This is a genomic window from Cytobacillus firmus (assembly GCF_023612095.1).
Taxonomy (GTDB): Bacteria; Bacillota; Bacilli; order Bacillales; family Cytobacillaceae; genus Cytobacillus.
Genome location: NZ_CP086235.1, coordinates 193,402 through 206,073, shown reverse-complemented (window position 1 = coordinate 206,073; position 12,672 = coordinate 193,402). Strand labels below are relative to the sequence as shown.

Here is a 12,672-nt window from a genome sequence, read left to right as displayed (position 1 = left end):
AAGTCTCTAGCATGAAAACTAGAGACTTTTTTGCGTGTGTTATTTATTTATTTATATATTTTAGCGGATCCTGCCTTTTACCGTCTTTGTATACTTCAAAGTGCAGGTGAACACCGGTTGAATCACCAGTAGTTCCCATTATGCCGATTTTTGAGCCTTTTGAGACGGTTTGGCCAACGCTGACACTGATGGAATCCAGATGGGCATAAATCGTGCGGAAGCCATTGTTATGGTCGATGACGATTTTATTTCCATAGCCGCCATCCATGCCTGCAGAGACAACTGTACCGTTATCGGCTGCTTTGATCGTGCGGTCGCTCGGTCTTGCAATGTCAATTCCTTTATGCATTTTGCCCCAGCGGTATCCCATTTTACTGGAGATATAGCCGCCGACTGCCGGATAGGCAAAGCTGCCTTCACCGCGGGATGGAATCACCTTTGTTCCCTTTATGACAATTTGCTTCACAGGCTCTTCAAGAACCTTTTCGTCTTTTACTTCTTTTTTGACCGTTTGGCCGTTTTCTTCCGTAATCAGATAGGTTGCAGCACGAACGCCTTCCTTGCCTTCCTGCTTCACTTTCGTTTCGCCTTTAGGCATGCTGCTGTCTTCGACGATTTCTTTTTCAAAATCGATTTTTTCTTTTTTGAAAACTTCTTTATCTGCTAACACTTTTACATATGGCTTGTAGACAGTCACATTTAATTCCTGGCCTGCTTTAATGACTGAATCGTTCTTAAGGCCGCTGTTCAGTTCGATCAATTGCTTCATATCGAGGTCATGGGCACTTGCGATATTGCTTAGTGCATCGCCAGCTTTAACCACATATTTCTTTTCTTCAAGAGTTCCCTTTTGCAAAAGCTTCACAGCCTCATCTGCACTGATGATCTCATCCGGTTTCACAGTTGCTTCAGAAATGGAAACATCTTCCGTGAAGCGGACATCTAAAAGACGTGTTTCATCTTCCTTCAGCTTGGGTAAAGGAGTTGCAGAAGATGCTTTTCTATCTTCGAGTGCCTCTATGTCTTTTTCTGATACATAGGATGTCTTGATTTTCTGAAGGGCCGTTTTTGCCTGCTCCTCATTTTCCATATAAGCGATTTCCTTGCCGCCAATCACCAAGGCAGCTGCTTCGGCATGAACTTCCATCTTGTCTTTTAGGCCATCGATGGCTTCTGATTCATTTACTTCTGAGCTGGATTCAAAAACCTGCTCAGGAACAAAGGAAAGCTCCGATGCCAGCGCCAGCTTTAATCCCTTATGGGAACCTTCAGCCTCACTGATCTTTTGATCAGCCAAATCTTCGATGACACTTTTATCCGACACCGTTCCAATATATTCGTCACCCATATAGACATAATAAACGGTCACGAGCTTATCATCATTGGCAGAAGCGGAAACGCCGCCTGCGAATGTTAAAGCCGCCGCTGCAAAGCCGGCCGCGATCGTTCTATTTATAGTTTTCTTAAAGCTTTTCGCTGTAAATTCTGATGATGAGGTATCTTTTTTCATCCATTTAAACATGGTTACATCCCCCTAGACTACGGTAACAAACAACACTTTCATATAGTGCTATGTAACTACGAATTTGTGAATCTGATTTTTTCACAATTCCTACTTTACCATATAGCAAAGCAAATAGATTACGAGACTCAGGAATGTAACAAAACTGTATAATATCTGACATTTTATGACTTTTAATAGCAAAGCCAGGTGATGGTTTTTGTCGAATGAAGGATAGGAAATAATCCCTATTGGCAAGGGTTTGTTAGGGGTGCGAAAAAATGAAGGTGAGCTTGCGTCTAAATTACACAGGCTTTATGCAGAAAAGCAATTATATTACAGAAATATAACAAAAAGGAGCATGCTTGGTTACATACTCCTTCTTGGGATGGCTCAGGACGGAATCGAACCGCCGACACAAGGATTTTCAGTCCTTTGCTCTACCGACTGAGCTACTGAGCCTTATTAAATTATTAACGCCTAAATACTGTTTGGCTTCGTCCTTCGTCCCGATTTGACAATCGGTACGCTGAAGTGATTCAAGGGAGCTTATTCGGTCGTGCTCTACCGACTGAGCTACTGAGCCTTATTAAATTATTAACGCCTAAATACTGTTTGGCTTCGTCCTTCGTCCCGATTTGGCAATCGGTACGCTATTATGAAGCAGATTATGTAAATGGCGGTCCGGACGGGACTCGAACCCGCGACCTCCTGCGTGACAGGCAGGCATTCTAACCAACTGAACTACCGGACCAAATAATAACCGCCAGCAAGTAAGCTGGGCTTGCCAGCTGTTTGCTGACGGTTATTCGCCATGACCCCTACGGGATTCGAACCCGTGTTACCGCCGTGAAAGGGCGGTGTCTTAACCGCTTGACCAAGGGGCCATAAAAAGTATAAATGGTGAGCCATGAAGGACTCGAACCTTCGACCCTCTGATTAAAAGTCAGATGCTCTACCGACTGAGCTAATGGCTCATACTAAACTCTGTTTCCTAAAGCCTGATACTGCTAAGTCAGATGTTCCAAAGCCCTGCGTGCTTTGTCACAGATTGCTATTCGGGTGAAGAAATTCACTGATGCTGCAATCTGCTCTACCGACTGAGCTAATGGCTCGTACTATGAGTGATTCCAAGGTTGCTACCTTGGCGACGCTTTTTATAATATCATAGAGTTTTATAAAAGCGCAATAACTTTTTTATAAAAAATTATTTTTTGCGGGAAAACTGCAGCAGGAGGTGTTAGACTACTAAATTGCAGCCACTTGGTTGGGATGGGTTTTCCCTAAAAAAGGGTATTCTTTTCCCCGGTTTGAGGGTTCCTTTCCCCAATTTATGCATTCTTTTCCCCGGTTTATGGATTCATTTCCCTAATTATCTTTGTTTATTCCTCTTTTTTATTTTTTCTCTATTAAAAACCAGATGGGCGGGTTCGGACTCAACACCGGTCATTTTCCACTTCTCTGTCAGAACCCGCCCCAACTTCGGACTCAGAAACATCAATTTCTCCTTCATCTGTCTGAACTTGACCCAACTTCCGACTCAAAAACGACAATTTCCCCTCCCACTGTCTAAACCTGACCCATCTTCGGACTCAGCACCGCCTTTTCCCCCTCACACTGTCCAAACCCGCCCCCAGGAGCCACAACCAGCCAGTCGCACGCCCTCTCCCAATAAAAAAAAAGCCCCAATCCTATCAGGGCTTTTCCAATCAAGTATTAGTTTTGTCTCCATGGGCTTAACACTACGTTTGTCTGTGTACGGTCCGGGCCGACTGAGAAGATGGATAATGGAATTCCTGTCAGCTGGGAAACGCGTTCCAGGTAGTGGCGGGCATTGGCAGGAAGCTCATCAAGTGATTTGCAGCCTGTAATGTCTTCTGTCCAGCCTGGAAGCTCTTCGTATACCGGCTCACATTCAGCCAGTACTTTTAAGCTTGCAGGGAATTCTTCGATCACTTCTCCGTTATAACGGTAAGCTGTACAGATTTTTAATGTCTCAATTCCAGTCAATACGTCGATGGAGTTAAGAGAAAGGTCTGTGATGCCGCTGACACGGCGGGCATGGCGGACAACCACGCTGTCGAACCAGCCGACACGGCGGGCACGGCCAGTTGTTGTACCGTATTCACGGCCGACTTCACGGATTTGGTTGCCGATTTCATTATCAAGCTCAGTCGGGAATGGGCCGTCTCCTACACGAGTTGTATAGGCCTTTGATACACCGACAACATGCTTGATTTTAGTAGGACCAACACCAGAACCGATTGTTACACCGCCGGCAACCGGGTTAGAGGATGTAACGAATGGGTACGTACCCTGATCGATATCCAGCATAACTCCCTGTGCACCTTCGAACAGCACGCGGCGGCCGTCATCCAATGCGTCGTTAAGCACGACAGACGTGTCGCAGACATAATGCTTGATCTGCTGGCCGTATTCGTAGTATTCATCCAGGATGTCTTCGATTTTGAATCCTTCTGTTTCATAGAAGCGCTCAAGCAGGCGGTTCTTTTCTTCCAGGTTGCGCGCAAGCTTTTCTTCAAATACTTCACGGTCAAGAAGGTCCGCGATGCGAATTCCGTTGCGGGCTGCTTTATCCATATAAGCAGGGCCGATTCCTTTTTTCGTTGTACCGATTTTGTTCGCACCTTTGCGCTCTTCTTCTACTTCGTCCAGCTTCAGGTGGTAAGGAAGGATGACATGAGCGCGGTTTGAAATGCGCAGGTTGTCTGTTGTAACTCCCTTGTCATGAAGGTACGCCAATTCTTTTACAAGCGCTTTTGGATCAACAACCATTCCGTTTCCGATTGTGCAAATTTTATCGCTATAGAATATTCCAGATGGAATTAAGTGAAGCTTATAAGTCTCGCCATTGAATTTGATTGTATGTCCTGCATTGTTTCCGCCTTGGTAACGTGCGATCACTTCTGCATTTTCAGAAAGGAAGTCTGTAATCTTTCCTTTCCCTTCATCTCCCCACTGTGTTCCAACTACTACTACTGATGACATTAAAAAGCACCTCCGGGAATCCCATGGTTTTAAAATTTATTTTCATTTTTAATTAAGTAACTTATTTCAACCATCTTAGTTTAACAAGGTGATGTGTGATAGTCAATAAAACACGAACAATTTTAATAAAAATATGAAAATATGTTCGTAAAACAATGAAAATACAAATATAAAAAAGAGGACTTGCAGCATGCAGGCCCTCTTTATGCACCAGGCGGCGCGAATGAATCATCAAAGCGTTTCTCTAAGTTTACGAACTTATTATACTCTTTTACGAATGCCAGCTGAACGGTTCCAACCGGGCCGTTACGCTGCTTGGCGATGATGATTTCGATGATGTTTTTATCTTCGGATTCTTTGTCATAGTAGTCATCGCGGTATAGGAATGCCACGATATCGGCATCCTGCTCAATACTTCCTGATTCACGAATGTCCGACATCATCGGGCGCTTATCCTGACGCTGTTCCACTCCACGGGAAAGCTGGGAAAGGGCGATCACAGGGACCTGAAGTTCACGTGCCAGCTGTTTTAGGGAACGTGAGATTTCAGATACTTCCTGCTGGCGGTTTTCTCCTGAACGTCCGCTTCCGAGGATTAATTGCAGGTAGTCGATCAGAATCATGCCAAGTCCATGCTCCTGTTTGAGGCGGCGGCATTTGGAACGGATATCCTGGATGCGGACACCCGGCGTGTCATCAATGAAAATACCCGCATTTGACAGGCTTCCCATCGCCATCGTCAGTTTTCCCCAGTCCTCATCTGTCAGAGAGCCGGTACGAAGCCTCTGGGCATCAATATTCCCTTCAGCACAGAGAATACGCATGACCAGCTGTTCGGCACCCATCTCCAGACTGAAGATCGCAACGTTTTCCCCGGTCTTCGTTGCCACATTTTGCGCGATATTCAGGGCGAAGGCTGTTTTACCTACGGAAGGACGGGCACCGACAATGATAAGATCATTTCGCTGGAAGCCGGCTGTCATGCGGTCAAGCTCGGTAAATCCAGTCGCAATCCCGGTAATATCCCCTTTACGGTTATGCATTTCCTCGATATTGTCGTAGGTCCGCACCAATACATCCTTAATATTATGAAAGGCACCGGCGTTTTTGCGCTGTGCAACCTCCATGATATTTTTCTCTGCTTCCCCAAGCAGAACTTCCACTTCATCCTCGCGCGTATAACCGTCCTGGGCAATGCCCGTTGCCGTCCGGATCAGTCTGCGAAGCAGTGATTTTTCTTCCACGATCTTTGCATAGTACTCGATATTTGCCGCTGTCGGAACAGAGCCGGCCAGTTCACTTAAGTAGCTGACCCCTCCGGTATCCTCCAGCAGTTTTGCTGCGCTGAGCTCTTCTGTCACGGTCACTAAGTCGACCGCTTTCCCCTGATCGCTCAGCTTCAGCATTACATTGAAAATCTTCTGATGGGCCGCACGGTAGAAGTCTTCAGGTATCAAGATCTCAGATGCTTGTGTAAGAGAGGAGGGTTCAAGAAAGATTGCCCCAAGTACAGCCTGTTCCGCTTCGATATTCTGAGGCGGGAGCCGATCCGCGAATAAATCACTCATCTCATTAAACCTCCTTAAAATAAAAGCGTAAAACAAAATCTATATTTATATAAAAATTCTTTATAATCCCTTTAAAAAATGTGACCAGCAAAAACTGATCACATTTTTAATCAACCCTTTTATTTTAACATGTTTACCGGCAAAAGCCACTTCCAATATTAGTTTATCGGCTTAGCTTTATGCTTCTTTTACATGTACGTTTAATGTTGCGGTTACTTCTGTATGAAGCTTGACTGGAACCTTTGTGTATCCAAGTGTGCGGATCGCATCTTCCATTTCGATCTTGCGTTTGTCGATTTTGATGCTGTGCTTCTTTTGAAGCTCTTCAGCAATTTGCTTGCTTGTGATCGAGCCGAACAGGCGGCCGCCTTCACCTGATTTCGCAGTAAATTCAACTGTCAGCTTTTCAAGTGTTTCTTTCAGTTTTTTTGCATCAGCAAGCTCTTCAGCAGCAAGCTTTTCTTCTTTCTTCTTTTGAGCATTCAGGCTGCTGATACTCGATTGGTTTGCTTCGACAGCAAGCCCTTGCTTGATTAAAAAGTTATGTGCATAGCCATCTGCTACATTTTTTACTTCGCCTTTTTTCCCTTTGCCTTTAACGTCTTTTAAAAAGATTACTTTCATTCCTTTTTTCTCCCTTCAAAGTATTCATCTATAGCTTCTTTTAATCGGACTTCAACATCATCAAGTGTTGCATCCTGAAGCTGTGTGGCAGCATTTGTTAAGTGCCCGCCGCCTTCGAGATTCTCCATGATCACCTGGACATTGATATCCCCGAGGGAACGTGCGCTGACCCCTATCATGTTTTCAGAGCGGTTTGAGATGACAAATGAAGCAACTACGCCATCCATCGTCAACAGGGTATCTGCCGTCTGGGCAATCAGCACCTGATCAAATATCTGATCCGGCTCACCCTTGGCAATCGCAATGCCTTCTTTGTAAAATTGAACGGTTTCAATCAGCTTCGCCCGCTTGATGTAAGTATCAACATCCTCTTTTAAGAACTTTTGGACGAGCACGGTATCTGCCCCCTGTCCCCGCAGGTAGGAAGCCGCATCAAATGTCCGCGATCCGGTCCGCAGTGAGAAGCTCTTCGTATCGACAATGATCCCGGCAAGCAGGGCCGTTGCTTCCAGCATTTCAATTCTGCCGTTTTTCGGCTGATACTCCAGAAGCTCTGTCACCAGTTCTGCTGTAGAGGAAGCGTATGGCTCCATATAAACCAGCAGCGGATTATGAATGAACTCTTCAGCGCGGCGATGATGGTCGATGACGACCACATGTTCAATCGCATGAAGCAGCTTTTCCTCAATTACCATGGATGGCTTGTGGGTATCAACAACCACGAGCAGGGTATCGTCCGTGGCAATTTCCATTGCCTGTTCCGGTGTGATGAATTTCGAAAAGAGCTCTTCGTTCTTTTCAATTTCCTTCATCATCCTTCTGACACCTGTATCCAGTTCATTGAAATTCACCACTACATAGCCCTCACGCTGATTCAGTCGCGCTACCTTCTGAATGCCGATGGCGGCTCCAATCGCATCCATATCCGGGCTTTTGTGGCCCATGATAATCACTTTATCGCTTTCCGATATCAATTCCTTCAGCGCATGGGAAATGACGCGTGCACGGACCCGGGTTCTTTTTTCAACAGGGTTGGTTTTTCCCCCGAAGAATTTGACTTTCCCGCTGGTCTGTTTAATGGCCACCTGGTCTCCTCCGCGGCCTAATGCCAGGTCTAAGCTGGACTGGGCCAGTGAACCAAGCTCAGGAAGGGAAGAGACCCCAGTGCCGACACCTACGCTTAACGTAAGAGGCACATTTTGCTTGGATGTGGTTTCCCGGACATCATCAAGAATCGTGAACTTCCCTTTTTCAAGAAGCTGCAGAATATGTTCATTAAATACGGCGATAAAGCGCTCAGATGACACCCGCTTCAGGAAGACCCCATTATCCTGTGCCCATTTATTCAATATCTGGGTCACCAGGCTGTTGAGACTGCTTTTCGTCTGGTCATCCATCGCCTGGGTCATCTCATCGTAATTATCAAGGAAGATGATGGCGATCACTGTCCGTTCTTCCTGATACATTTTCTCAATTTCAGTTTGTTCCGTGACATCAAAAAAGTATAAAAGTCGTTCTTCCGGTTTATGGATCACCCGGAATTTGCGGTCATGAAGCGTAATAATTTCTGTTTCCACTTCTTGTTTGATCAGCGGAACAAGCGAATCCGCGACATCATAAAGCGATCTTCCGACTAGCGTATCTTCATCAAAGCAGGATGCTAAAAAGGGATTAGTCCATTCAATGTAATAATCATCATTAATCAGCATGATTCCAATCGGCATTTCCATAAGAGCTTCTTCGCCGACCTTTTTCACCCTGTAGGAAAGGGTAGAAATGTATTCTTCCGTCTCCTTCCGGTGCTTTTGATTCAGCTGAAAAAGGTAGTAGAAAGGAAGGATGGCCAGAAACAGCCCAATTAATGCAGAAAGCCAATTGTAGTACGCCAATATACCGAGAAGCACCACTGTTATGCCCATCAATCCAAAAATCGGATAGCGTATGGACCGCTTTTCTAAATACGAAGGCATGTTTTCAGCTCCTAAACAGTAGTGTTGTTCATCACTTTTTTCCTAATCTTTGCCTTAAATCAAATCCTAAGTCAATTATACCTAATATCCTCACAATATAAAGGAGAAATGGCATAAGAAATGTAAATACAGCAGCAAGGACAGGCACGGCTTTCGGCCATCCCTTTAAATGACTGAAAAAGAAAATCAGGGACAGGCCTTGAATGACCATGAAAATCTGCAGAATGAAGGCAATATTGACAAGTGCCATAAACCAGTAGCTTCCTTCTGACGGATTAAAAAGGAACGAAGCAATAATGGTTATGAGATAGTACCATAATATGCTTTTCGGCAGGCTCATTTCCCTGAATGGCTTAAAGCCTTCAATCTTAATACCGAATCGTTTGGCAATCGGAAAGGAAACAAGCTGAATGACAAAAACAGAAATGACCGATGTCATGACAAATAAACTCGGCGTTAAGGTCTCAATCATTTTCAGGCCAGCTGTCAGCTGCTCGACTGCTTTATCTGCGTTCTGCCCGAAGCCTTCGAGCATTCCTTGTGAGATTTTAATGGACTCCTCCATCATGCTGATGCCTTCTTTAATGATATTGATATTAAAAAAGGCAACTGCTGCAGCATATTGAAGCAAAAGGGCTGCAAGGAATACGAGCGTGCCCGCAATAAAGGAAGAAGTCCGTCCTTTATTTTCCCTGATAAACATACCGATTACCGTACCGGTCAATCCGAATGTCAGAGCAAGCGGAATGCCCATGATGGATCCGATAATCAGGGATAGCAGAACGGCTCCCGTCAGAAAGACAATCGCGCCCATCCGGTTATTTTTCGCTGCAAACATAATAAACGGAAGAGCCAGGAAGAAAACCGAAACGCTACCGAGAATCGGCACATAGAGCGAAATCAGAAGAAGCACGGCAAAAACCGCGAGAAGCACAGCACCTTCTGTTAATTTATGTACATTATTCATTGATACACCCCTCAAACTGTGTATCCAAAAAGGAGGAAATCTGTTCCCGGCTTTTTGAACTCATATAAGCTCTATTGTAGCTAGTATTAAATGAAGGTTCAACCTTCGCGATTTCAGAAGGGATTTTAGCTTTAATACACCCCGTAATAAAGGAGAACATAATAAAAAAAGACGCCGGATACCAGCGTCTTTCTCTAATTATTATTCACCTGAAACGTATGGCAGTAATGCCATTTGGCGAGCGCGCTTAATAGCAATCGTTAATTTACGTTGGTATTTAGCGTTAGTGCCTGTTACACGACGTGGTAAAATCTTACCGCGCTCAGAGATGAATTTTTTTAGAAGATCCACATCTTTGTAGTCGATGTGAGTGATTCCGTTTGCAGTGAAAAAGCAAACCTTACGACGTTTAGCACGTCCTCCTCTGCGTCCTCCAGCCATGGTCAGTTACCTCCTTTAGCTTATTATTTTATATATTTCCGTTCATAATCGGGCACTATTAGAATGGCAGGTCGTCATCAGAAATGTCGATTTGGCCGTCATTTGCGAATGGATCCTGATCCACGCGAGTATAGTTGCCCTGATTACGATTATCCTGGCGTTGATTCTGATTGCTGTTATTTCCAAATGGGAAATCCTGATCTTTTGGACCGCCGTAGTTCGGATTACCGCCGCCCTGGCCGCCAGAACTATTCTTCGGCTCAAGGAATTGCACACTTTCAGCCTGGACTTCTGTCACGTAAACGCGCTTTCCATCCTGGCCTTCATAGCTGCGGGACTGAATCCGGCCATCTACACCTGCAAGACTTCCTTTTTTAAGGAAATTTGCTACGTTTTCAGCTGGCTTTCTCCATACCACACAGTTGATAAAGTCTGCCTCCCGCTCACCTTGCTGATTCGTAAAAGTACGATTCACGGCAAGAGTGAATGAAGCGACAGGAACTCCGTTCGGGGTATACCGCAAATCAGGATCCTTTGTCAAACGTCCGACAAGAACAACACGGTTCATCATCAGAATCAACTCCTCTCGGTAAAATGGCTATATCTATTATTTTTCGTCTTTAACAACGATGTAACGGATGATGTCTTCGCTGATTTTAGCTAAACGAGTGAACTCGTCAACTGCTGTTGCTTCAGCATTAACGTTCATAAGCTGGTAGTAGCCATCGCGGAAATCATTGATTTCGTATGCAAGGCGACGCTTACCCCAATCCTTTGATTCAGAAACCTCCGCACCATTGTCAGTTAAGATTGTGTTGAAACGCTCAACTAGGGCTTTTTTAGCCTCATCTTCAATGTTTGGGCGGATGATGTACATAACTTCGTACTTTCTCATCACTTTCACCTCCTTTTGGTCTAACGGCCCACAAAGGGCAAGGAGCAATATACATTACTCACAAGTTGAAATTATAGCACATTAAATATGTAAAAGCAATAACACTAGAGTGAATTGGAAGATGGAAGATTATTTAGAAGGCTCTTTTCGTATATATTGTTGTTTTTCATCCTTCAATGTTGTCCGTTGATTTCCGCTCCAGGCTGCTCAGCGAACCGCGGGGCAGGCGGTGAGCCTCCTCGACGCTCTGCGTCTGCGGGGTCTCACCTGTCCCGCTACTCCCGCTGGACGTTGAATATGCTTCCCCGAGAAACACCGCACGAAGAAAATGCGTTAGCATTTTCGAGGATCTCGCACCTTCCGCTCCAATCAACTCAGTAAATAAGATACAAATAAGCAACAAACCTTGCGAAAACAGCCTTATTAAAATAATCATAAAAAAGAACCCCTAAAAATAGAGGTCCCAAAATAATTAAACGTTAAAGCGGAAGTGCATGACATCTCCGTCTTTAACAATGTATTCTTTTCCTTCGAGGCGGACTTTTCCTGCTTCTTTTGCAGCTGTCATGTTGCCTGCAGCGACAAGGTCGTCATAGGAAACCGTTTCTGCACGGATGAAGCCTTTTTCAAAGTCGGAGTGAATAACTCCCGCACATTGAGGAGCCTTCATGCCTTTGCGGAATGTCCAGGCGCGGACTTCCTGTACGCCGGCTGTGAAATAAGTTGCCAGTCCAAGCAGGTTGTAGGCTGCTCTGATCAGCTGATCAAGTCCGGATTCTTCGATGCCTAGCTCCTGAAGGAACATTTCTTTTTCTTCCCCGTCAAGCTCTGCAATTTCAGATTCGATTTTTGCACAGATAACGATCACTTCCGCATTATCTTTTGCGGCAAATTCTTTTACCTGCTGCACATATTCGTTAGAAGAAGGATCCGCTACATCGTCCTCGCTTACGTTTGCCACGTAAAGCACCGGCTTGATTGTCAGCAGGTGAAGACCTTTTACAATCTTCATTTGCTCTTCTGTAAACTCGACCGTACGGGCTGGCTTATCGTTTTCGAACGCTTCTTTTAATTTCTCCAGAATTTCAAGCTCGATCACAGAATCTTTATCCTTCTGCTTAGCCAGCTTGCTCACACGGCCAATTCGCTTATCAACCGACTCAAGATCAGCCAGGATCAATTCCAGGTTGATGACTTCGATATCATCGATCGGGTCCACTTTCCCCGCGACGTGTGTAATATTGTCATCCGCAAAACAGCGGACAACCTGGCAGATGGCATCTACTTCACGGATGTGGGACAGGAATTTGTTTCCAAGACCTTCCCCTTTGCTCGCACCCTTTACGATGCCGGCAATATCCGTAAATTCGAAAGCCGTTGGCACAGTTTTTTTCGGCAGAACCAATTCAGTTAATTTATTCAAACGGTGATCAGGCACTTCTACAATCCCTACATTCGGATCAATTGTACAGAACGGATAGTTCGCAGACTCCGCTCCCGCCTGGGTAATTGCATTAAACAACGTAGATTTCCCGACATTCGGCAAACCTACAATACCAGCTGTTAAAGCCATCCAAGTCACTCCTCAGTCTAATTTCATCTATAAAAAATACGATTGATTCTCATTTAAACAAGCCTTTAACAATTATAGATAGTTGCCGGAGAAATGTAAAGAAAAGGTGACAGGTACCTATACC

10 protein-coding genes and 4 tRNA genes are annotated in these 12,672 nt (G+C 44.9%); all 14 read right to left on the bottom strand.

All coding sequences use genetic code 11. The annotated features are described in order from the left end of the window. Window positions 1-43 precede the first annotated feature (43 nt). Window positions 44-1,522 (bottom strand): M23 family metallopeptidase, encoded by a 1,479-nt coding sequence (locus LLY41_RS01105; RefSeq protein WP_304586682.1) that lies wholly within the window; start codon window positions 1,520-1,522, stop codon window positions 44-46. Window positions 1,523-1,890: 368 nt separating this feature from the next. Further along, window positions 1,891-1,963: transfer RNA gene (locus LLY41_RS01100), tRNA-Phe, on the bottom strand. Between the two features lie 215 nt (window positions 1,964-2,178). Further along, window positions 2,179-2,255 (bottom strand) — tRNA-Asp (locus LLY41_RS01095). Between the two features lie 61 nt (window positions 2,256-2,316). Then, window positions 2,317-2,388 (bottom strand) — tRNA-Glu (locus LLY41_RS01090). A 14-nt stretch (window positions 2,389-2,402) separates the two neighbouring features. Further along, window positions 2,403-2,478 (bottom strand) — tRNA-Lys (locus LLY41_RS01085). A gap of 739 nt (window positions 2,479-3,217) precedes the next feature. Beyond that, a complete protein-coding gene (locus LLY41_RS01080) occupies window positions 3,218-4,510 on the bottom strand; it encodes an adenylosuccinate synthase (RefSeq protein ID WP_035328278.1) in 1,293 nt (430 codons plus the stop codon). 203 nt (window positions 4,511-4,713) lie between these two features. After that, entirely contained in the window at window positions 4,714-6,078 is a 1,365-nt protein-coding gene (gene dnaB / locus LLY41_RS01075; protein ID WP_035328281.1) for a replicative DNA helicase, read from the bottom strand. Window positions 6,079-6,255: 177 nt separating this feature from the next. Next, window positions 6,256-6,702, bottom strand: a complete 447-nt coding sequence (gene rplI, locus LLY41_RS01070; RefSeq protein WP_035328283.1) for a 50S ribosomal protein L9 — start codon at window positions 6,700-6,702, stop codon at window positions 6,256-6,258. Then, window positions 6,699-8,672 carry a DHH family phosphoesterase gene (locus LLY41_RS01065; protein WP_095245560.1) on the bottom strand — a complete coding sequence of 658 codons (1,974 nt, stop codon included), beginning with the start codon at window positions 8,670-8,672 and terminating at the stop codon, window positions 6,699-6,701. Before LLY41_RS01065 ends, rplI begins: the two co-directional genes overlap by 4 nt. A gap of 31 nt (window positions 8,673-8,703) precedes the next feature. After that, complete coding sequence (locus LLY41_RS01060) at window positions 8,704-9,639, bottom strand: YybS family protein (protein ID WP_304586681.1); 936 nt, start codon at window positions 9,637-9,639, stop codon at window positions 8,704-8,706. Between the two features lie 201 nt (window positions 9,640-9,840). Beyond that, complete coding sequence (rpsR, locus tag LLY41_RS01055; protein ID WP_009332461.1) at window positions 9,841-10,080, bottom strand: 30S ribosomal protein S18; 240 nt, start codon at window positions 10,078-10,080, stop codon at window positions 9,841-9,843. A gap of 58 nt (window positions 10,081-10,138) precedes the next feature. Next, window positions 10,139-10,651: a single-stranded DNA-binding protein gene (gene ssb, locus LLY41_RS01050; RefSeq protein ID WP_076262941.1), complete on the bottom strand. Its 513-nt coding sequence runs from the start codon at window positions 10,649-10,651 to the stop codon at window positions 10,139-10,141. A 36-nt stretch (window positions 10,652-10,687) separates the two neighbouring features. Further along, entirely contained in the window at window positions 10,688-10,975 is a 288-nt protein-coding gene (gene rpsF / locus LLY41_RS01045; protein WP_076262938.1) for a 30S ribosomal protein S6, read from the bottom strand. Window positions 10,976-11,447: 472 nt separating this feature from the next. Beyond that, a complete protein-coding gene (ychF, locus tag LLY41_RS01040; protein WP_095245557.1) occupies window positions 11,448-12,548 on the bottom strand; it encodes a redox-regulated ATPase YchF in 1,101 nt (366 codons plus the stop codon). Between the last annotated feature and the right edge of the window lie 124 nt (window positions 12,549-12,672).

Bases quoted from the DNA above. Each gene is read 5' to 3' on its own strand.
- LLY41_RS01105 (WP_304586682.1), bottom strand. From the start codon at position 1,522: ATGTTTAAATGGATGAAAAAAGATACCTCATCATCAGAATTTACAGCG.
- LLY41_RS01080 (WP_035328278.1), bottom strand. From the start codon at position 4,510: ATGTCATCAGTAGTAGTAGTTGGAACACAGTGGGGAGATGAAGGGAAA.
- dnaB (WP_035328281.1), bottom strand. From the start codon at position 6,078: ATGAGTGATTTATTCGCGGATCGGCTCCCGCCTCAGAATATCGAAGCG.
- rplI (WP_035328283.1), bottom strand. From the start codon at position 6,702: ATGAAAGTAATCTTTTTAAAAGACGTTAAAGGCAAAGGGAAAAAAGGC.
- LLY41_RS01065 (WP_095245560.1), bottom strand. From the start codon at position 8,672: ATGCCTTCGTATTTAGAAAAGCGGTCCATACGCTATCCGATTTTTGGA.
- LLY41_RS01060 (WP_304586681.1), bottom strand. From the start codon at position 9,639: ATGAATAATGTACATAAATTAACAGAAGGTGCTGTGCTTCTCGCGGTT.
- rpsR (WP_009332461.1), bottom strand. From the start codon at position 10,080: ATGGCTGGAGGACGCAGAGGAGGACGTGCTAAACGTCGTAAGGTTTGC.
- ssb (WP_076262941.1), bottom strand. From the start codon at position 10,651: ATGATGAACCGTGTTGTTCTTGTCGGACGTTTGACAAAGGATCCTGAT.
- rpsF (WP_076262938.1), bottom strand. From the start codon at position 10,975: ATGAGAAAGTACGAAGTTATGTACATCATCCGCCCAAACATTGAAGAT.
- ychF (WP_095245557.1), bottom strand. From the start codon at position 12,548: ATGGCTTTAACAGCTGGTATTGTAGGTTTGCCGAATGTCGGGAAATCT.